The sequence below is a fragment of the Brucella pseudogrignonensis genome (assembly GCF_031454375.1).
GTDB classification, from domain to species: domain Bacteria; phylum Pseudomonadota; class Alphaproteobacteria; order Rhizobiales; family Rhizobiaceae; genus Brucella; species Brucella pseudogrignonensis_A.
Map to the genome: position 1 here is coordinate 359,168 of NZ_JAVDQT010000003.1, position 19,938 is coordinate 379,105.

The following is a 19,938-nucleotide window of genomic DNA, read 5'->3' on the forward strand; positions in this document are numbered from 1 at the left end:
TTTCAGTTTTCTCCGCGATGACCGACAAATCCGATCGTCGAGCCAAATGAGGAATAAGTGGGGCGAGGGGCCTGCTCAGCCCATTCGGGTGCTGGCGCTTCAACAAGAGCGGCTGTTTCCTCAAAGCTGTAGAAATAGCGAACCTCTGCTTCTTCCAGATCGGAAGCATCGATGACAGCCTTTTCAACAAAACCATGACGTTTCAGCTTTGCGATTTTCCAATTGGCGCCTTCCAGCGCCACAAACAGCGAAAACAACAAAGTGATCAGCGGAACCGCATTGGAAATTTCCAATGCGCTACCAGCCACACCCAGCAGGATTGTCACGCCAAGAGCGGCAATCGCTTCAAACCACAGCCGCTGCGTCAACAGCCAGACAACCGGCAGGATCAGCGCCAATGTGTAGAATCCGTCGCGCACGAAGACAGAGTTTTCAGCACTGTTCGCGCCTTCTTTCTCCAACACGACGAATTGCGCCATTAGCTTATCCCTTCAGCGACCCCTTGGTCGATGGAATTGCATCCTTCTGGCGCGGATCGGTTTCGAGCGCTGTGCGCAGAACTCGGGCCACGGCTTTGAAGATCGACTCTGCAATATGGTGATTGTTGGCACCATAATGATTGTTGATATGCAGCGTGATGCCTGCATTCATTGCAAAAGCCTGGAAGAACTCGCGCACCAGTTCGGTATCGAATGTGCCAATCTTGGCGGTCGTGAAATTCACGTTCCAGACCAGAAATGCGCGGCCCGAAACATCGACCGCAGCACCTGTTAGCGTGTCATCCATGGCAAGATCCATCGATGCATAACGCACGATGCCGCGACGCTCGCCAAGCGCTTTCGCCACAGCCTGACCAAGCGCAATGCCGGTATCTTCTACTGTGTGGTGATCATCAATATGCAGATCGCCCTTGGCCATCACACGCATGTCGATGAGCGAATGTCGGGAAAGCTGCTCCAGCATATGATCGAAGAAGCCGACACCGGTTGTAATGTCGAACTTGCCGTTGCCGTCCAGATCGACAGAAACAGCAATGCTTGTTTCTTTTGTTGAACGTTCGATACTTGCTTTGCGGGCGCTTTCAGCCGTCATTGCATTTCCTCAGTTGAAATCTTTTCGCGTTCTAGAACAGCTGGCCGGTTTTGCCAATGCTTTTAGAACAGCTCCCAATAATCTGACTTTTATAACGCGCATTTTATCCAAAAACCGGCTCCCACTTTTTGGAATGCGTGTGAACCCATTTGCATTTTGCCAGACGGTTCTTAAATATTCACAACGAAACCCGATTCAGTTAGCTCTCGGAAGAGCAGAGTAAGGGCTTCGCCCATATCAGGGGCTTATGCGTTTGCCAGATGGAAACGTATTGGCCGCCAAAGGAGTGATCCATGATCGAACACAATCCCACAACAATTTACGGCACGACCATTGTCACCGTTCGCAAGGGTAACAAGGTCGTTATCGCCGGTGACGGGCAGGTCTCGCTCGGCAATACCGTCATGAAGGGCAATGCGCGCAAGGTGCGCCGCATCGGCAAGGGCAATGTGATTGCCGGATTTGCCGGTGCCACAGCCGATGCCTTCACGCTGCTTGAGCGCCTTGAAGCCAAGCTCGAACAATATCCTGACCAGCTGATGCGCGCTTCCGTCGAACTCGCCAAGGACTGGCGCACCGACCGCTATCTGCGCAAGCTCGAAGCCATGATGCTGGTTGCTGACAGCAAGGTTACGCTGGCGCTGACCGGCACAGGCGACGTGCTTGAACCTGAACATGGCGTTATGGCCATCGGATCGGGCGGTAATTATGCTCTCGCCGCAGCGCGTGCTCTCGTCGATACAGATTTAGATGCTGAGGAAATCGCCCGCAAAGCGATGGGCATTGCAGCAGACATCTGCATCTACACCAATCACAGCATTCTGGTGGAAAGCCTCAACGCAGAATGACGCAAAGCATGCAAGCCTCTAAAACACAGCGTTGGGGCTTAGGTGCTCTGATTGTTGTTGCCATTCTCGCGATACAGGCCTTCTGGCTTTATCTCGATGGGCGGATTCCCATGTGCGAATGTGGCACCATAAAATTATGGTCCGGTTCGCTGATGTCCGAAAACTCGCAGCATATATCCGACTGGTATACGCTCTCGCACATCATTCATGGCTTTCTGTTCTACTGGCTTCTGACAATCATTGCTCCAAAAGCGCCGCTGGGTCTGCGGCTTGCCATGGCAGTTGGCGTTGAAGCCGTCTGGGAACTGGTCGAAAACTCGAATTTCATTATCGAACGCTATCGCGCCAATACGTCCTCCGTGGACTATTTTGGCGACAGCATCGTCAATTCGGTTTCCGATACCATCGCTGCCCTGATCGGCTTTCTGCTGGCTGCAAAGCTACCGACAAAAATCACCGTCGCCATAGCGCTGTTCTTTGAAATTCTGGCGCTTATCATCATTCGCGACAATCTTACGCTCAACGTGATCATGCTGCTGCATCCGTTCGAGTTCATCAAGCAGTGGCAAACCGGGTTATAATCATGAGCAATTTTTCTCCCCGCGAGATCGTCTCCGAGCTTGACCGCTTCATCATCGGCCAGAACGACGCCAAGCGCGCCGTGGCTATCGCTTTGCGCAATCGCTGGCGCCGCCAGCAGCTGGAAGGCCAGATGCGCGAAGAGGTCATGCCAAAGAACATTCTGATGATCGGACCGACCGGCGTTGGTAAGACGGAAATCTCCCGTCGTCTCGCCAAGCTTGCCGTTGCGCCTTTCATCAAGGTTGAAGCCACCAAATTTACCGAAGTGGGCTATGTTGGGCGCGACGTTGAGCAGATCATCCGCGATCTGGTCGAAGCTGCAATCGGCCTTGTGCGGGAAAAAAAGCGCGAGGAAGTGAAGGCCAAAGCCCATATCAATGCCGAAGAGCGCGTGCTTGACGGTCTGGTTGGCAAGACTGCAAGCCCTGCCACACGCGATAGCTTCCGCAAGAAGCTGCGTGAAGGCGAGCTTGACGACAAGGAAATCGAAATCGAAGTTGCCGATACAGGCAATGGTCAGAATTTCGAAATTCCGGGCATGCCGGGTGCCAATATCGGCATGATCAATATCGGCGATATTTTCGGCAAGGCTATGGGCGGGCGTACCAAGACGCGCAAAACCACGGTCAAGGAATCCTATGCAATCCTGATCAATGATGAGTCCGACAAGCTGCTCGATCAGGATCAGCTCATTCAGGAAGCGCTGCGTTCGACCGAAAATGACGGTATCGTCTTCCTCGACGAAATCGACAAGATCGCTGCGCGTGAAGGTGGAATGGGAGCAGGCGTCTCGCGCGAAGGCGTGCAGCGTGATCTGCTGCCGCTCGTTGAAGGCACCACCGTTGCAACGAAATATGGCCCGGTGAAAACCGATCATATCCTATTCATCGCATCCGGCGCTTTTCACGTTTCAAAGCCGTCTGACCTTCTGCCGGAACTTCAGGGCCGTCTGCCGATCCGCGTGGAATTGAACGCTCTGACGCGTGAAGATTTCCGCCGGATTCTGACGGAAACCGAAGTGAGCCTCATCAAGCAATATATTGCCTTGATGGCGACGGAAGAAGTGAAGCTCGATATTACCGACGACGCGATTGACGCTTTGGCTGATATTGCGGTTGACCTCAATTCGACAGTCGAGAATATCGGCGCACGCCGCTTGCAGACGGTTATGGAGCGGGTTCTGGACGATATTTCCTACACCGCGCCTGACAAGGCTGGCTCGGAATTCAAGGTTGACGGCGATTATGTCCGCAAGACTGTCGGCGATCTTGCCCGAAACACGGATTTGTCGCGTTTCATTCTGTAAAATTAACGTGGCCAGAAAGTCACGCTTCAGTCCCATAATCCTGAAAAACAAAAATCCCCTCGACTTCATCGAGGGGGTTTTTTATTTTGCGCCAACTTTTACGTATGATTTACCATATTTGGGGCTTTTTCCGCGCAATGACCAGCCGACTGAACCGTATCGCAGGCATCTGCCTTGCCATCGCTTTCTCCTGCCAGAGCGCATTTGCAGCCGTTTCGGTGCCACCCGGTAACCGTAATGCAGAACAGCCGCCCATTCCCGGCGCTTCTGCCAAGCGTACCAAAGAACTAAGCACCACCTATGAAAAGAAATACCAGAAGATTTATAACCTTCTGAAAAAAGATGCATCGTTACGCTCGAAGATCAAATCGACAGCTTCGGCTTATGGCATTGATCCGATCCATATCGTCGGGGCGATTGTTGGCGAGCACACTTACAATGTCGATGTCTATGATCGTTTGCAGACCTATTACGTCAAGGCCATGTCCTATGTGAACCAGGGTGTGAGCTTCGGCTATAATGGCGAGAGCATTGGCCAGTTCGTGAAGCGTCCGGAATTTTCCGAATGCCTCAAGTTTAAGGACAGCTATTCGCTATGGGCTTGCCGCGAGAATATCTGGAACAAGCAGTTCCGCGGCAAATCAGTGAGCGGAAAATCCTATCCGAACAACCGTTTCAGCGCGGTTTTTTTCCAGCCGTTTTATGCTGGTCAGACCTTCGGTCTCGGTCAGATGAACCCGCTCACTGCATTGCAGATGTCGGATATGGTCAACCGCGTTTCCGGCCTGCCGAAGCTTGACGCCGAAAATGGCAATACGGTCTATAAGACAATCATGGACCCCGATCTAACGCTGCCATATATTGCAGCCACGCTAAAGCAGTCGATCACAGCGTATCGCCAGATTGCCGATTTCGATATTTCCAAAAACCCCGGCCTGACCGCAACGCTCTATAATACCGGTGGGGCAGATTCCCGTGCCCGTGCACTGGCTAACGAAAATGCTAAGCGCAAAGCATCTGGTCAGGCACCTTTGATGCCGCAGGAAAACTATTACGGCTGGTTGGTCAATTCCAAGCTCGATGAATTGAAGGCGTTATTTTAGGACAAGGGTTTCAGGCTAAAGGCTTCAAGCCACGGCGGCGCTTGCGCGCCGCTTCTATTTCATCGCTCAGATGCTTGATCGTCTCACGATCAATGATGCGGATGTTGCGCGCCAGCAGATTGGCAAGTTCTGTCGCCTGAGGGGACAGACCGGATGTATCGATCACCACACGCGGATGCGAGACCGAAGCGAGGTTTTGCAACTCTTCCGCCTCATCCCAGATGATGTTGAAATAAGTAATAATGCGTTGCAGCAGATCCCATGTCGGCTGGCCACGCCTTCCGTGTTCCAGTGCCGAGAGATAGGCTGGCGACACGCGCAAAGCCGCTGCCATTTCTTTCTGGGTAACATTACGTTCGTCACGCAATTCCCGCAAACGTTTGCCAAATGGGGTCATCGGAGAAGACCTCCGTTTTGCGTTTGCTTGCGCAGACGCACATAAAGCGCACCATGCCCGCCATGATGATGCGCTGCATCTTCATAGGCACTGACCAGAAGCCGGAAGAGCGGCGTCGAGAACCAGTGCGGAACTGCCTGTTTGAGCACGCCTTCGCTGCCAAATGAGCGGCCTTTGCCGGTAATCACCATGACATGCTTCAAGCCGCGTGCATGAGCGCCCAGCAGAAAACCGTAGAGCAGTTCATAAGCGTCGTTCTGCGTCAGGCCATGCAAATCAATCCGCGCTTCAATATCCACACGCCCCTTGGAAATCTTGCGGTGCGTTGGCTTGTCAAATGCGTGAATCGGCATTTCTTTAAGAGCGGTGATTTTCTTTTTAGGCTCAACGGTTTCGGCGACAGGCGAGGGTACCTGTTTCGCTGGCTTCTTCTCTGCCTTCTCCGCCATCAACTCGCTGAAAACTGAAAGCTCTTCAGACTGAAGCTTTTTGCCTGCCAAAGGCTTTGCAGTTTTGGCCACCGTTTCCCAGAGAATGCGGTCTTCAGGACGGAGATAATCTTTTTCGGAGTTTTCGTTCTTTGGTGTCATGGTTCAGACCACCAAAGAGCGCGGAACAAGCGCATAAAAATCGGCCTGGCTTTTAATACCGCCAGCAATTTCACCTGCTGCATCACCCGAACCTGCAAAAAGATCGCCGCGCGCCGGGCCGACAATCGCCGTGCCGGTATCCTGTGCGATCATAAGTCGGGAGAAGGGCGCATTGTCGAACTCGGTCACGCTTGGCGCATCCACATAAAAAGGTGTTCCGAATGTATGCAAAAGCCGGTCGACAGCAATGGAACGTCCCGCCGTCAGCGGAACCTTGGCAGCTGCGATCTGCCCAACATTCGGGTCATCAACCGGTGCTTCTCGGAAAAAAATGTAAGAACGGTTTTGCCAGATCAGATCATCGGCTTTTTCCGGATGATCCTTCAGCCATTGCCGAATGGTCTGCATGGAAATGCGGTCTGCCGGAATCTCACCTTCTGCCACCAGAATACGCCCAATGCCCGTAAAAGGATGACCGGCTTTAGCAGCGTAGGTGATCCGCATAAAACTACCATCGGTGAGCTTGAGCTTAGCTGCACCCTGCACATGCGCGAAAAATGCATCAACCCGGTCGGCGACATAAGCCAGCTCCAGCCTAAGTCCGTTCAGGCTGCCTTGCTCAATAGCCCGCCGATCATCATATTCTTCGACACCATTCGCTGTTTGCCGTGCGAAAGCATAAGACGCGTCCATGCCCGCAGGGCGGTTTTCATCGGTGACTTTTACAAGATCGTCCGGCTTTTTTAAAAAGGGCACGGTGAAATGCGCATCAGGCGTTCGTGATGCAGCAATTTCTGGCTCGTAAAAAGCTGTCACAAAGCCTTCCGCATCAATGCGGCAGGGAACGAAATGCTCTTCAAAAAACGCGCGCGCCTTTACAGTATCTGGATTTGTAAGCACGCGTGCTGCAGCAAAGGCCGGTTGTAGTGCTTCAAAGCTGATGCCGAGGCTACCGCTGTTGTAACTATTATGCTCCGCGTAATCGGCCGAACGACGAAAGGCCGAAAAGGCTAAAGCCTGATCGTCCTGATACCAGCCCGGACAGTCTGAATAGCTGACCGATCGTATGATGTTCGCCAGATTATGCACAAGCCGCATCCGTCAATATTAAAAGGGCCGCTAATTTAGCGGCCCTGATTCATAAATGCTCTTTTAGTCTTCCGCTTCTGTCGCGACAAGCTTCCAGTTTGGATCACGCGAGCGCGTGTCGCGGGCAAAGGTCCAGAGATCGCGGATTTCGACGACATTTTCCTGATCGCCTTCAACCACTTTGCCGTCCTTATCAAAGGTTGCAGAAATCATCTGGCTAACGATATTGAGCGTCACATGCGCTTCCGAGCCCTTCATTTCAGCATTGGCGATTTCTGCCTTATCAATGCCCACGAAGGTCGAACGCACGCTTTCGCCACGCGCTTCGCGCTCATCAATTGCTGATACAAAGCCCTCATAGACTTCCTTGGAAAGAAGATTTTTGAGAACCTTGCGATCACCATCGGCAAAAGACATGACGATCATTTCGTAAGCGATCTTCACACCATCGACAAAAGTGGCAGGATTGAAAGACGGGTCTGCTGCCTGAATAGCGCGAAGCCCATCATTGACCGGAGTCCCCGCAGGCGCAACTTTATCGACCGCTGTAAAGTCTTTTTCGCCAGTGCGCTGTGGTAGCGACACAACATTATCGGCGTCCGCGCCATTGGTCTGCGTGTCAGCATTGCGGTTAGAGGTATAAGGATCAAATGGCGGTTTTTCGTTCCCTGTGCGACGGCCAAGAACATTCCTCAGCTGAAGAAATATTACCACCGCTGCTATGAAGAAAAATATCGTGCCAAAATCAAAAAATTCCATACCGCCTGCCACCAGTTAACGGATAACGACCGCAAATTTTGCTCCCGCCACCAATTTCGTTACATATACATATAGATCGGCTTGATAGATCATTCAAATCCCGATCACGAATACCTATGTGATAATCTATGATAGACTGCTTCAATTCCGTTTCTTTTTTACAAACACCCATCAACATAAGGTCTTAATTGCCGTGTCACCTTCTTTCGCCCCTCTTCTCATGCTGGCCATGCCGTTCATCGAAATTGCTGGTTTTGTGATCGTCGGCAGTGAAATCGGTGTTCTGGCAACGCTGGGTCTTGTCGTTTTGAGTGCCGTGCTCGGCTTTTTCCTGCTGCGCGTGCAGGGCTTTGGACTGTTGCAGCGCATTCGCACTGAAAGTGCTGCAGGACGCGTGCCAGATCGCGAAATGATGCATGGAGCGATGATCGTCGTCGCAGCCATCATGCTCATTGTTCCGGGCTTCGTGACAAGCGCGATTGGCCTGCTGCTGTTTGTTCCGTTTATTCGCGATCTCGTCTGGAACCGATTTGTCCGTAATCGGCTGGTGGTCGCTACCGCATCCACACGCTACTCAGAGGCCTATAGCCCCTATCAGCGTCAAGATAACAACGTGATCGATCTCGATCCGGAAGATTATACAGCAAAGCCGGATGAAAACTCACCATGGAATCCGGACCGCAAAGATCGTTAATCGAGCAAATACTAACGTAAAAAGCGTTCCTTGCTTGATGTTCCGACACATGCTAGCCAAGCAGCACTGCTTTTTGGCAACAAGATAAATCATTAAAGAGAAGGCATACCGATAATGAGCGATAAGGCCGCTGCGGGCGAAGTAAAGAACGGCAATGGCGCGACCGCCCAGCCGTCCCTCAACATTTTGGCCCAGTACATCAAGGATCTTTCCTTTGAAAGCCCAGGCGCGCCTCTGTCGCTGCGCCCACGCGACAAGGCTCCTTCGATCAACATCAATGTGAATGTAAACGCCAATCCGCTTTCCGAAACGGATTTCGACGTTGTTCTGACGCTGGAAGCCAAGGCTGTCGACGGCAAGGACGTTCTGTTCAACACAGAACTGACTTATGGCGGCGTATTCCGCATTCAGGGTATCCCGCAGGAACATATGCTTCCGCTGTTGTTCATCGAATGCCCACGTCTGCTGTTCCCGTTTGCACGTCAGATCGTAGCCGATGCAACCCGCAATGGTGGCTACCCACCACTGATGATCGATCCAATCGATTTCGCGCAGATGTTCCAGAGCCGTATGGCCGAAGAAGAAGCCAAGAACGCTGTAAAGAGCTGATCTTAGGTTCTGATCAAAAGAAAACCCCGCTGAAGCGGGGTTTTTTTATGTTTGAATTAGTTCACGTATTTTTTCCAGATCGCCTTGTCGCCCATTTTTGCCACAAGCGCATCATGTGCCGCACGTTCCTTTTCGGAAATGCGTGAGGCAAGCGGAACCGGTCGTTGGCGCAAAACAATACCGCTATTGTTATCCGCACCATTATTACCACCTGAATTTCCAGACATGCTGAGGCCAAGGGCTGTCTGCTTGCCACCAATCAGCTCAATATAGACTTCCGCAAGAATTTCAGAATCGAGCAATGCGCCGTGCAATGTGCGGTGCGAATTGTCGATGCCATAGCGTTTGCAAAGCGCATCGAGTGAGTTCGGACCCATCGGATTTCTGCGACGTGCAAGCGCCAGCGTATCAACGATACGATCAACCGCAATGCCCGGCTTGCCCAGACGATCCAGTTCCGCATTAATGAAGCCAAGATCAAACATGGCATTATGCGCAACGAGTTGTGCACCATCGAAAAAATCCAGAAATTCGTCAACAATTTCCGCAAAGCTCGGCTCTTTAAGCAATTGCTCATCGGTAATGCCATGAACGGCGAGCGCATCGGGATGCACTTTGCGTCCCTGCGGGTTGATGAATTTGTGAAAAGTTTTGCCGGTAGGAAAGCGGTTGATCATTTCCACGCCACCGATTTCAATCACGCGATCCTCCAGCCGTTCAAGGCCGGTGGTTTCCGTATCGAAAACGATCTCACGCATGGAAAAACCTCTCAAATCATTTAATGTTTTATAGCACGGCCAAGCCGAAGCTCAGGATGGATTGGCAAGCTTTCCACGCAATTCAGCGATGATGGCTGTGATCTGCGTGCGCGTTTCCTCAAGTTCTCCCGAAGAATCGATGATAAAATCCGCACGCGCACGCTTTTCTGCGTCCGGCATTTGTCGAGCGAGGATTGACGCAAACTTCTCATCCGTCATACCGGGGCGCGCAAGAACGCGCTCCCGTTGAATATCGGCAGGGGCTGAAACAACAGCCACCTTGTCTACACGACTTTCACCGCCTGTTTCAAAAAGCAGCGGAATATCAATCAGCGCAATATCGGCGCCATCGGCACATGCTTGTGCAAGAAAGCTGGCTTCCTCTTCATGCACGAGCGGATGAATGATCAATTCAAGCTTTTTAAGCGCTTCCGGCTTGCCAAGAACCGCTGCGGATAATTTTGCCCGATCAACAGTGCCGTCCACAACCGTTCCGGGGAAGGCGGCTTCAATCAGAGGGGCCGCGCGGCCTGAATAAAGCTGATGCACGGCATCGTCGGCGCTATAGACCGGCACGCCAGCGTCTGCAAACATGCTGGATGCAGTGGTTTTTCCCATGCCTATGGAGCCGGTCAATCCGAGGATGATCATAAAGCGCCAGCCTTTTTCATATCATCCAGAATATGCTCACGCAGGGCATCTGTCACTTGCGGTCTTTTGCCAAACCAGCGTTCAAAACCCGGAACCGCCTGATGCAGCAACATTCCAAGACCATCGACAGTTTTGAGACCCGCTGCTTCAGCGCTGGCCAAAAACGGTGTCTTGAGCGGAATATAGACAATATCTGTCGCCACGGCTGACTTTTGCGCTGCACTCAGATCAAGCGGAAATTCTTCCACCTCACCATGTCCGCTCATGCCGAGCGATGTCGTGTTGACGATCAGCCCCGCGTCTTTGACGAGACCGTGCGCTGCATCCCATCCGTATGCGGAAACACCCGCGCCGAAATGGCTTGCCAGTTCTTCAGCGCGGCTCAGCGTGCGATTTACGATGGCAATGCGCGAGAAGCCGCGTGTCTGCAAAGCATGCACAATCGCACGCCCTGCGCCACCAGCACCCAGAACAAGCGCCGTATCCGCATCATCCCAACCCGGAGCCAGTGCATCAAGATTAGCGGCAAAGCCATAAGCGTCGGTATTGCCGCCGCAGAGCTTTCCATTCTCAAGCCAGAGCGTATTCACCGCGCCAATAGCAACTGCCGCCGCATCGCGACGTTCAACGGCTGCAAAGGCCACTTCCTTATGTGGAATCGTGACATTACCGCCAGCAAAGCCATTTTCTTGAAGCGAGGAAGCAAATTCCGCGAAATTTTCCGGCGCCACTTCAATGGCTTCATAAGAACCTTCGATGCCATGCTCTCTCAGCCAGAAGCCATGAATAAGCGGCGAACGCGAATGCTTTATCGGAAAGCCCGTGACGAATGCCTTGTTAGCCATCGATCAGATTTTCCTTCCTCAACTCATCAAGCAGCGGCAACAGCGGCAAGCCCACAATGGTGAAATAATCGCCGTCGATTTTTGAGAACAATTGAATGCCCGGACCTTCGACCTGATAGGCGCCAACACTGGAAAGGGCAATATCGCCGACCTGTCCGAGATAGCGTCCGATAAAGCCCGGATCGAGATCGCGCATCGTCATGCGCGCGACGCTCACATGACGCCACAGCGTCTCGCCATTTTTAACCAGCACCACGCCGCTGTTAAGCTGGTGCATTTTGCCCGAAAATTGCAAAAGCTGGCGCCGTGCCGCCTCCATATCCACAGGCTTGTGGAAAATCTCGTCACCAAGTGAAAGTGTCTGATCACAGCCGATCACCACCGCATCGGGATGGTTTTCGCTGACCGACAAGGCTTTTGCCTCGGCCAGAACCTGCGCTACGTCTTCCGGCGTGGCACCTGATTTATAAAGCGGCGCTTCCACCGAGCGCTCATCAATATCAGCACTTTCAGCCGAAAAGGAGATGCCGGCATTTTTTAGCAGTGCCGAACGAAACGGACTTTTGGAGGCCAGAATAAGCTTTGTCGTCATGTCAGATCTTCCTTCTTGCCGTCACGCAACAGCGATTGGATTGCCGCTGCCGTTTCTTCAATCGACCGGCGCGATACATCAATGATCGGCCAGCCATGCCGGTTGCAGAGATTGCGGGCATAAGCCAGTTCTTCGGAAATTGAAACGCGGTCTGTGTAAAGTCCGGTATCAAGCGAAGGAACACTACCGAGCGGGCGGTTCTGCCGGATCTGTGAAATACGTTCTGCCGTTGCCACCAGTCCCACGATCATCGGACGCTTTGCGGTAAAAAGCTGCTCGGGGAGGGGGATACCCAGCACGATGGGTACATTGGTCGCCTTAATACCGCGATTGGCCAGATAAATGCTTGTGGGCGTTTTGGAGGTTCGTGAAATCCCGACAAGAATAACGTCCGCCTCTTCAATATCGGGCGGCAATTGCCCATCATCGTGCTCCATTGTGAAATTAAGTGCATCAATCCGGCGAAAATAATCGGCATTGAGCACATGCTGCGCGCTGGCGCGGCGATGCGCGGGCGCGCCCAGATAAGATTGAAACGTATTGAGCACAGGTTCCAGCACGGAAACACTAGGCACACCCATTTCCGCGCAGGCTTCATCGATGATCGCAGCCAATTTCTGATCGACAATTGTATAAAGAACAATGCCGGGCTCAGCGTCGATATTTTCCAGAACTTTGCGCAGCTGCTTCTCGGTTCGGATGAGCGGATAGATGTGCTCAATCGCGCGCGCACTGGCATATTGAGCCGCCGCAGCACGTCCTGCAGCGAGGAGAGTCTCTCCCGTCGCATCAGAAATCAGATGAAGATGAAAGTAAGAAAGCGGTCTGGTCACAGTTTTCTCCCCTCCCTGTTGACGACTGTGCGTAAATTGAGAGCTTCATCCACAAGCCATGGCAGGCAGTGGGAAACTTGGCAAGTCATCCACAGCGAGTACACATGTGGGAAGCTTTAGAAAGCGCTTGTGTACAAGACTCGTAACATTTGGAAAACGCCTGCGATATACCCAGCTTGTCCACAAAGAGCACCAAAGTGCGGCAATTGGTAACTCCTTAGATTCAATGAATGATTTGAGTTTTCATTGCTTTTATCAAGATGATCGGTGAATGATCGCACAGGCAAAGCTGTGCCTAAGCAGAGCTGTGGGAAAAAGGCGGGCAAAGCGTAATCCCCGATTCCAACAGACTCTAAGAATAAGAAGACTCAAGATTCCTCCTTTCTTTATGAAGAAAGCACGGGAAAACTTGCACACGAGATAACGAAAATCAGACAAGGTGGAATGCAATGAAGCGCAAAGTCTTGAAAGTCATAGACGGTGAAGCGGTATTTCCACCACCAATCTGGATGATGCGTCAGGCCGGACGTTACCTTCCTGAATATCGCGAAGTACGCAAACAAGCGGGAAGCTTTCTCGACCTGTGCTATTCACCTGATCTGGCAGTCGAAGTGACGCTTCAGCCAATCCGCCGTTATGGCTTTGATGCAGCCATTTTGTTTTCAGATATTCTTGTGATCCCTCACGCCCTTGGACGAGACCTTCGCTTTGAAGAAGGAAGAGGGCCTTTGATGACACCAATTGATGCAGACGAGATTTTCTGGCTTGAGACAGAAGGTGTCGCTAAACGGCTGGAGCCGGTCTATGAGACGGTTCGGCTGCTGCGAGCGCAATTGCCTGACGAAACAACCCTGTTGGGCTTCTGTGGCGCTCCCTGGACTGTTGCGACCTATATGATCGCGGGTCATGGCACGCCGGATCAAGCTCCTGCTCGTCTGTTTGCCTATCGCTTTCCAGAAGCCTTTGAGAAGCTTTTGAATGATCTGGCAGATGTTTCAGCCGAATATCTCATCGAACAGCTCGATGCAGGTGCTGATGCTGTGCAGATTTTCGATTCATGGTCCGGCGTGCTGGACGAAGATTGCTTTGAGCGCTTCTGTGTTCGCCCGGTTGCTCGCATCGTGCAAAAGGTGAGGGCGGTTTATCCTGAAGCCCGCATTATCGGCTTCCCGAAAGGTGCCGGGATGCTTTACGCGGGCTATCGCGAAAAAACCGGCGTTGATGTTCTCGGCCTCGACTGGTCTGTGCCGGTTTCCTTTGCGCAGGAATTGCAAAAGGAAGGCGCTGTTCAGGGTAATCTCGATCCGTTGCGCGTTGTCGCTGGCGGTGCAGCTCTGGATGAAGGCGTTGATGCGATCCTTAAAAATCTGGGTCAAGGTCCACTGATCTTCAATCTCGGCCATGGAATTACCCCGCAGGCACCGATTGAGAACGTGCAGCGGATGATTGACCGGGTTCGCGGAGGTAATTGATGAGCGCTTCCGATAAGACAAACAGCGGCAAGGCCGCACTGATGCGTACCATTGTGGCTTTAGTCGTTGTGGTGCTCGGACTATGGGGATTGTTTCACGTGAATCCAGCCGATGCATATCTTTGGGTCAAGTCCATTCACGTCATTGCGGTGATCGCATGGATGGCCGGGATGCTCTATCTGCCGCGGCTTTTCGTTTATCATTGTTCAGCTAAACCCGGTTCCGAAACCTCTGAAACGTTCAAAATCATGGAGCGCAGGTTGCTGCGTTTCATCATTAATCCCGCTATGATTGTAACATGGGTAGCTGGTCTCTGGCTCGCATGGGAAATATTTGAGTTCAAAGGCGGATGGCTGCACGCAAAAATTCTGCTGGTTGTGCTGATGTCCGGTGTTCATGGCTACTTGTCAAAGGCAACACGTCTTTTCGCGCAGGATAAGAACACCAAATCAGCCAAACATTGGCGAATCGTTAACGAAGTCCCAACCGTGTTGATGATCCTGATTGTTATTCTGGTGATCGTGAAACCGTTCTGATTTAATGATTTTTTCTAAAAAGCCCGGAATTTCGGCAGTTAGAACCGGGCTTCGATCTTTTTCCTATTGAATAAAATCTCGCCAATTCTTATCTGAGACTTGCTCTTCATGCTGCAAAACGGTATGAGTGAGTCCTCTTCCCACCATGACAGCAGGCCTTCGATGCCGGTCACGATCCAAGTGACCCACCTTTCCGAACAACTGCATTTTCCTATTATATTTCATAAAGAGTTCCTCACCCATGCAGGAAATGAAACTACAAGAACTTAAAAACAAAACACCGGTCGAGCTGCTGGCATTTGCCGATACGCTTGAGGTCGAAAATGCAAGCGCAATGCGCAAGCAGGAACTGATGTTCGCGATCCTCAAAAGCCTTGCTGCTCAGGAAGTCGAAATTATCGGCGAAGGTGTCGTTGAAGTGCTGCAGGACGGATTTGGCTTCCTGCGCTCAGCCGATGCCAATTATCTCCCAGGCCCGGATGATATTTATATTTCGCCTTCCCAGCTGCGTCGTTTTTCACTGAAGACAGGCGATACGGTTGAAGGCCCGATCCGTGGTCCAAAGGAAGGCGAACGTTATTTCGCACTTCTCAAGGTCAACACGATCAATTTTGATGACCCTGAAAAAATCAAACACAAGGTCCATTTCGACAATCTGACACCGCTCTATCCAAATGAGCGTTTCAAGATGGAACTCGAAGTTCCGACCAATAAGGATCTGTCTTCGCGCGTTATTGATCTGGTTGCGCCACTCGGTAAGGGCCAGCGCGGTTTGATCGTCGCTCCGCCGCGTACCGGTAAGACGGTTCTGTTGCAGAACATCGCGCATTCGATCACAGCAAATCATCCTGAATGCTATCTGATTGTTTTGTTGATCGATGAACGTCCAGAAGAAGTGACCGATATGCAGCGCTCTGTGAAGGGTGAAGTTGTTTCTTCTACCTTCGATGAGCCAGCAACACGCCACGTTCAGGTTGCTGAAATGGTCATCGAAAAGGCGAAGCGCCTCGTTGAACATGGCCGTGACGTTGTGATCCTTCTCGATTCCATCACCCGTCTTGGCCGCGCTTACAACACCGTTGTTCCATCATCAGGTAAGGTTCTGACCGGTGGTGTGGATGCAAACGCCCTGCAGCGTCCAAAGCGCTTCTTTGGTGCAGCCCGTAACATCGAAGAAGGTGGCTCGCTCACCATTATCGCAACCGCGCTGATCGATACTGGTTCGCGTATGGATGAAGTGATCTTTGAAGAATTTAAGGGCACGGGTAACTCGGAAATCGTTCTTGACCGTAAGGTTGCTGACAAGCGTATCTTCCCAGCTATGGATATTCTCAAGTCTGGTACGCGTAAGGAAGACCTGCTTGTTCCACGCGCCGATCTTCAGAAGATTTTCGTTCTGCGTCGTATTCTCGCGCCAATGGGCACGACAGATGCGATCGAGTTCCTGATTGACAAGCTCAAACAGACCAAGAGCAATGGCGATTTCTTCGATTCAATGAACACGTAAGTTCTGCTAGATTATCATTACAAAAATGCCGCGTTGAGAAATCAGCGCGGCGTTTTTTATGATCCATAAAAGCTCAGGAATGGCCTCTGAGCAGGATTTCGAGCGCTGCGGCAGTCTCAACTGGTGCCAAGCAAACCTGTCCCTTACAGAGCCACGCTGACGGTTTATCGGCATGTGCTGTGCCAGCTGTCGGAAGCTCAATCAATTTCCCCGCTTCAAAGGCAACAAACTTATCCAATCGACGTGGATCAGGATTGCGTGCTGCCATTGCAACGAGTTCGCCATATTCACCAATGTCAGCGATCACCAGAGACAGCGGTTCAGCAGCAATGCGGCTCGCATTCAGAATGCCAATTTGCCCATACTGCTGAACAAGTGCACGGCCCATTGTCTGCTCCACCAGACGCTCGTTCTGATGGTAAAGATGCATATCGCCGGTGGCTAAAAATAGCCGCGTGAATGCTTCGATAATCTGACTGGTGGCAGATGGAATGGCTTCGTCATAATCTCCATAGCTGTGAAGAATGACGTCTTCCGCCTCAATCGCCGATAGCCGGTAATTGCCGGATGCATCGCGATTGTTTTGGTTGAGCGCATCTTTGAGTGCGAGCGCATCGCGGATAAATGCTCTGTCGCCCGTTGCTTCAAAAAGCGAAAGCGCTGCGTTGATCATGGCTGCGTAATCGGATGACAGGGCAGGATAGACCAGTTCGTCATCCATCCGACAATGCGCCATACGTCCGGCCACAAACGACGACCCAATTGAACGATAGGCCGCAATGGCATAATCGATCCATTCCAGCTTCTGAAAACTGCGACCAGCTTCTGCCAGCGCCCGGATTGCGAGCGCATTCCAGTCTGTTAGCGCTTTTTCATCGCGGCCTGGACGAATGCGCGTGCTGCGATAATTAAACAGCTTTTCTCGTGATGCCTCAATGTCAGCGGGAAGCTCGACCTCCTCATTCACTGCATGAAGCCTGTTGAGAATATTGCTGCATTCAAAATTACCCTCGGCCTTCACACCAAACCAGTCTTTGAAAGCAGCGGCCTGATTACCCAATATTCTATTAATCTCAGCCTCGGTGAAGATATAGAATTTTCCTTCCTCACCCTCACTGTCGGCATCGAGACTGGACGCAAAACTTCCGTCTGGAAGCTGCATTTCCCGGATCAACCAGTTTACCGTCTCTTCGATTCGGATACGGAACAATTCTTCCTGCGTTTCAGCATAAGCATAAGTTGCGTGTCTGATCAGTTGCGCGTTGTCGTAAAGCATCTTTTCAAAATGGGGAACGAGCCAGTCAGCATCGACACTATAGCGACAAAGCCCACCACCGAGATGATCGTAAATACCGCCTTGCAGCATCGTTCTCAGCGATAGCAGAAACGTATCGCGGTGGTTGCTACGTCCGCCATAGAGCCAGGATAACCACAAAGCATCCATGAAGGGAGCATTGGGGAATTTTGGCGCGTTATCAATACCGCCGCGAACAGGATCAAACATCGCATTGATGCGATCTGCTACGGCGTCGAAATGCGCAATGTCATTTGGACCGGCTTCGCTTTGAGCAGAAAGACGTGTCTCCAGATGGCTGAAGACTGCCTCCGCATTATGGTTAATTTTTTCTTTATTTCCCTGCCATAGATTATTCACCGCCTTCAGCACGTCGGTAAATCCCGGCAGATTATGTCGCGCTTTTGGTGGAAAGTACGTCCCGCCCCAGAACGGCTTTCCATCAGGACGCAGAAACATTGTCAGCGGCCAGCCACCTTGCTGCCCCATAGCACCAAGTGCTGCCATATAAATCTGATCAATGTCTGGGCGTTCTTCGCGATCGACCTTCACATTGACGAAAAGATCATTCATGACTGCGGCCACGGCGGGATCTTCGAAAGACTCATGCGCCATGACATGACACCAGTGGCAGGCGGCATAGCCTATCGACAACAGAATAGGGCGATTGAGTTCCTGCGCGGTATCAAGCGCTTCTTTCCCCCAAACTTGCCAGTGAACCGGATTATCGGCGTGCTGACGCAGATAGGCGCTTGGAGCGGTTCTGAGCCTGTTGCTGCTGATATCGGTCATAAGGCTTTTCTTTCCTGACATGAATGAATATGCGTGTGACTATCAATATAGAACGGGAAATCAAATGAGCGAGCGGCAACATCTTATCGATACGATTTTCGCATTATCGAGCGGACGTCTTCCTTCCGGCGTTGCTGTGGTGCGTATATCCGGCCCGCAAGTTCGATTCGTAATCGAAACGATTATTGGCGCGACGATCGAGCCAAGATATGCAGCTTATAAAACCGTTCGCGCGCGTAATGGCGATGCCATCGATAAGGGACTTGCGCTATTCTTTCCGGGACCAAACAGCTTTACCGGCGAAGATTGCGCGGAATTTCATCTCCATGGTGGTATTGCTGTCGTTGAAAAACTGCTCGAAGAACTGAGCACCTTTCCTAATTGTCGTATTGCCGAAGCAGGTGAATTTACCCGTCGGGCTTTCACCAATGGTAAAATGGATCTGACGATTGCCGAAGGCCTGGCCGATCTGATCGCGGCGGAAACCGAAGGTCAGCGCCGTCTCGCTTTGCAGGTCGCATCCGGCGCACAGCGTCAGCTTTACACCGACTGGCGGCAAAGGCTTATCCGCGCGCGTGCGCTCATTGAGGCAGAACTCGACTTTGCCGACGAGAGTGATGTGCCGGGTTCCGTTTCGGTACAGGTGTGGGAGCAGCTCAAAACCCTGCGTAGCGAAATTATCCGCCATATTGAAGGCGGGAAGCGAGCAGCCATGCTGCGAGATGGTTTGCATGTTGTGATCGCTGGCGCTCCAAATGCCGGAAAGTCCAGTCTGCTCAATTTTCTTGCTGGTCGTGAGATTGCGATTATTTCGGAAGAAGCCGGAACGACACGCGATCTGCTGGAAGTCAAACTGAACCTTGGCGGCATTCCAGTTTATGTGACGGACACTGCCGGATTACGCGAGACGACAAGCCAGGTTGAGCGCATTGGTATTGAGCGCGCGCGCGAACGCGTAGCTGAAGCCGATTTGGTTCTGCTGCTTGAGGATATGCAAAATCCAATCCCAGTGTCGCTTGAGAACGGCGATGCTGACATCTGGAGAGTAGGCACCAAGGCAGACCTAGTTACAAGTGATAGCTCAAACTGGCAGTACTTTATTTCAACGCTCACGACAGATGGTCTTGACCGTCTATTAGATGCATTACAGCAATTTGCAGAAGCGCGCATTGGCCTGATCAATGATGCGGTACCGACGCGACAGAGACACATTAATCTTTTACAATCCACAATCTCGGAAATTGATATAGCGGCTGAGCGAGAAGATTTACCATTGGAACTTCGCGCTGAGAATATGCGCAGGGCATCGCAATATCTCGGACGCATTACTGGGGACGTTGATGTTGAAGAGATTCTGGACGTTATTTTCTCGCAGTTCTGTATCGGAAAGTGAGTGATTCACGTGAAACAGTGGCGACTATCAAGATTGCTACGAGAAATGTTTCACGTGAAACATCTGTGGAATCTGCCCAGACTTATTGACTCCCATATTAATCCGTGAGTCGATTTCTGTATCAAGTTTATCAAAGAGTTGATCGAAGCTCGGTCGGGTTACCCCTTCCGTTAAAGTCGCAAACGTGTCAAAGAGA

The 19,938-nt window shown here is 51.6% G+C and carries 22 protein-coding genes; 10 read left to right on the forward strand and 12 right to left on the reverse strand.

Annotation, left to right across the window (positions count from 1 at the left end; all coding sequences use genetic code 11):
* Positions 1 to 2: 2 nt before the first annotated feature.
* Positions 3 to 479, reverse strand: a complete 477-nt coding sequence (locus tag J2782_RS12525) for a DUF2628 domain-containing protein (RefSeq protein WP_310013011.1) — start codon at positions 477 to 479, stop codon at positions 3 to 5.
* A 4-nt stretch (positions 480 to 483) separates the two neighbouring features.
* A complete protein-coding gene (gene hisB, locus J2782_RS12530; RefSeq protein WP_007872453.1) occupies positions 484 to 1,092 on the reverse strand; it encodes an imidazoleglycerol-phosphate dehydratase HisB in 609 nt (202 codons plus the stop codon).
* Positions 1,093 to 1,385: 293 nt separating this feature from the next.
* Between hisB and hslV the strand changes: the two genes are divergently transcribed.
* From hslV to J2782_RS12550, 4 genes are all read left to right on the forward strand, one after another.
* Positions 1,386 to 1,940 carry an ATP-dependent protease subunit HslV gene (gene hslV / locus J2782_RS12535; RefSeq protein ID WP_310013014.1) on the forward strand — a complete coding sequence of 185 codons (555 nt, stop codon included), beginning with the start codon at positions 1,386 to 1,388 and terminating at the stop codon, positions 1,938 to 1,940.
* Positions 1,937 to 2,521, forward strand: a complete 585-nt coding sequence (locus J2782_RS12540; RefSeq protein WP_310013016.1) for a DUF2585 domain-containing protein — start codon at positions 1,937 to 1,939, stop codon at positions 2,519 to 2,521. Before hslV ends, J2782_RS12540 begins: the two co-directional genes overlap by 4 nt.
* A 2-nt stretch (positions 2,522 to 2,523) precedes the next feature.
* Positions 2,524 to 3,828, forward strand: coding sequence for an ATP-dependent protease ATPase subunit HslU (gene hslU, locus J2782_RS12545; protein WP_310013018.1), 1,305 nt, complete (start codon positions 2,524 to 2,526; stop codon positions 3,826 to 3,828).
* A 137-nt stretch (positions 3,829 to 3,965) separates the two neighbouring features.
* Positions 3,966 to 4,931 carry a DUF1402 family protein gene (locus tag J2782_RS12550; protein WP_310013021.1) on the forward strand — a complete coding sequence of 322 codons (966 nt, stop codon included), beginning with the start codon at positions 3,966 to 3,968 and terminating at the stop codon, positions 4,929 to 4,931.
* Between the two features lie 10 nt (positions 4,932 to 4,941).
* Here J2782_RS12550 and J2782_RS12555 read toward each other — a convergent pair whose 3' ends face one another.
* The 4 genes from J2782_RS12555 to J2782_RS12570 are packed head-to-tail and all read right to left on the reverse strand — an operon-like array spanning position 4,942 to position 7,766.
* Positions 4,942 to 5,328 (reverse strand): helix-turn-helix domain-containing protein, encoded by a 387-nt coding sequence (locus tag J2782_RS12555; RefSeq protein WP_310013022.1) that lies wholly within the window; start codon positions 5,326 to 5,328, stop codon positions 4,942 to 4,944.
* On the reverse strand, positions 5,325 to 5,918 hold the full coding sequence (locus J2782_RS12560) for a Smr/MutS family protein (RefSeq protein ID WP_310013023.1): 594 nt from the start codon (positions 5,916 to 5,918) through the stop codon (positions 5,325 to 5,327). Before J2782_RS12560 ends, J2782_RS12555 begins: the two co-directional genes overlap by 4 nt.
* Positions 5,919 to 5,921: 3 nt before the next feature.
* Entirely contained in the window at positions 5,922 to 7,016 is a 1,095-nt protein-coding gene (mltA, locus tag J2782_RS12565) for a murein transglycosylase A (protein ID WP_310013024.1), read from the reverse strand.
* Between the two features lie 54 nt (positions 7,017 to 7,070).
* Positions 7,071 to 7,766 (reverse strand): Tim44/TimA family putative adaptor protein, encoded by a 696-nt coding sequence (locus J2782_RS12570; protein ID WP_310013026.1) that lies wholly within the window; start codon positions 7,764 to 7,766, stop codon positions 7,071 to 7,073.
* Positions 7,767 to 7,959: 193 nt separating this feature from the next.
* On the opposite strand from J2782_RS12570, the gene J2782_RS12575 reads away from it, so the two are divergent.
* Positions 7,960 to 8,460: an FxsA family protein gene (locus J2782_RS12575; RefSeq protein ID WP_310013030.1), complete on the forward strand. Its 501-nt coding sequence runs from the start codon at positions 7,960 to 7,962 to the stop codon at positions 8,458 to 8,460.
* 114 nt (positions 8,461 to 8,574) lie between these two features.
* Positions 8,575 to 9,069, forward strand: a complete 495-nt coding sequence (gene secB / locus J2782_RS12580) for a protein-export chaperone SecB (RefSeq protein ID WP_310013032.1) — start codon at positions 8,575 to 8,577, stop codon at positions 9,067 to 9,069.
* A gap of 56 nt (positions 9,070 to 9,125) precedes the next feature.
* Here secB and dnaQ read toward each other — a convergent pair whose 3' ends face one another.
* The 5 genes from dnaQ to J2782_RS12605 are packed head-to-tail and all read right to left on the reverse strand — an operon-like array spanning position 9,126 to position 12,748.
* Positions 9,126 to 9,827: a DNA polymerase III subunit epsilon gene (gene dnaQ, locus J2782_RS12585; RefSeq protein ID WP_310013034.1), complete on the reverse strand. Its 702-nt coding sequence runs from the start codon at positions 9,825 to 9,827 to the stop codon at positions 9,126 to 9,128.
* A gap of 51 nt (positions 9,828 to 9,878) precedes the next feature.
* Complete coding sequence (gene coaE, locus J2782_RS12590; protein WP_310013036.1) at positions 9,879 to 10,478, reverse strand: dephospho-CoA kinase; 600 nt, start codon at positions 10,476 to 10,478, stop codon at positions 9,879 to 9,881.
* Positions 10,475 to 11,323 (reverse strand): shikimate dehydrogenase, encoded by an 849-nt coding sequence (locus J2782_RS12595; RefSeq protein WP_310013038.1) that lies wholly within the window; start codon positions 11,321 to 11,323, stop codon positions 10,475 to 10,477. The genes coaE and J2782_RS12595 overlap by 4 nt, the downstream gene beginning before the upstream one ends.
* Entirely contained in the window at positions 11,316 to 11,915 is a 600-nt protein-coding gene (locus tag J2782_RS12600) for a Maf-like protein (protein ID WP_310013040.1), read from the reverse strand. The genes J2782_RS12595 and J2782_RS12600 overlap by 8 nt, the downstream gene beginning before the upstream one ends.
* Positions 11,912 to 12,748, reverse strand: coding sequence for a pyruvate, water dikinase regulatory protein (locus J2782_RS12605; RefSeq protein WP_250041380.1), 837 nt, complete (start codon positions 12,746 to 12,748; stop codon positions 11,912 to 11,914). The genes J2782_RS12600 and J2782_RS12605 overlap by 4 nt, the downstream gene beginning before the upstream one ends.
* A 449-nt stretch (positions 12,749 to 13,197) precedes the next feature.
* Between J2782_RS12605 and hemE the strand changes: the two genes are divergently transcribed.
* The 3 genes from hemE to rho all read left to right on the forward strand — a co-directional run bounded on the left by hemE (position 13,198) and on the right by rho (position 16,263).
* The gene (gene hemE / locus J2782_RS12610; RefSeq protein WP_310013042.1) at positions 13,198 to 14,220 is read left to right on the forward strand and encodes a uroporphyrinogen decarboxylase; all 1,023 of its coding nucleotides are present in this window, start codon (positions 13,198 to 13,200) and stop codon (positions 14,218 to 14,220) included.
* Positions 14,220 to 14,756 carry a protoporphyrinogen oxidase HemJ gene (gene hemJ, locus J2782_RS12615; protein ID WP_310013045.1) on the forward strand — a complete coding sequence of 179 codons (537 nt, stop codon included), beginning with the start codon at positions 14,220 to 14,222 and terminating at the stop codon, positions 14,754 to 14,756. The genes hemE and hemJ overlap by 1 nt, the downstream gene beginning before the upstream one ends.
* Before the next feature lie 241 nt (positions 14,757 to 14,997).
* Entirely contained in the window at positions 14,998 to 16,263 is a 1,266-nt protein-coding gene (gene rho, locus J2782_RS12620) for a transcription termination factor Rho (RefSeq protein WP_310013047.1), read from the forward strand.
* A gap of 73 nt (positions 16,264 to 16,336) precedes the next feature.
* On the opposite strand, the gene J2782_RS12625 is transcribed toward rho, so the two are convergent.
* The gene (locus J2782_RS12625; RefSeq protein WP_310013048.1) at positions 16,337 to 18,349 is read right to left on the reverse strand and encodes a thioredoxin domain-containing protein; all 2,013 of its coding nucleotides are present in this window, start codon (positions 18,347 to 18,349) and stop codon (positions 16,337 to 16,339) included.
* Positions 18,350 to 18,413: 64 nt separating this feature from the next.
* Here J2782_RS12625 and mnmE point away from each other — a divergent pair, with 64 nt between their 5' ends.
* Positions 18,414 to 19,742: a tRNA uridine-5-carboxymethylaminomethyl(34) synthesis GTPase MnmE gene (gene mnmE, locus J2782_RS12630; protein WP_310013049.1), complete on the forward strand. Its 1,329-nt coding sequence runs from the start codon at positions 18,414 to 18,416 to the stop codon at positions 19,740 to 19,742.
* Positions 19,743 to 19,938 lie beyond the last annotated feature (196 nt).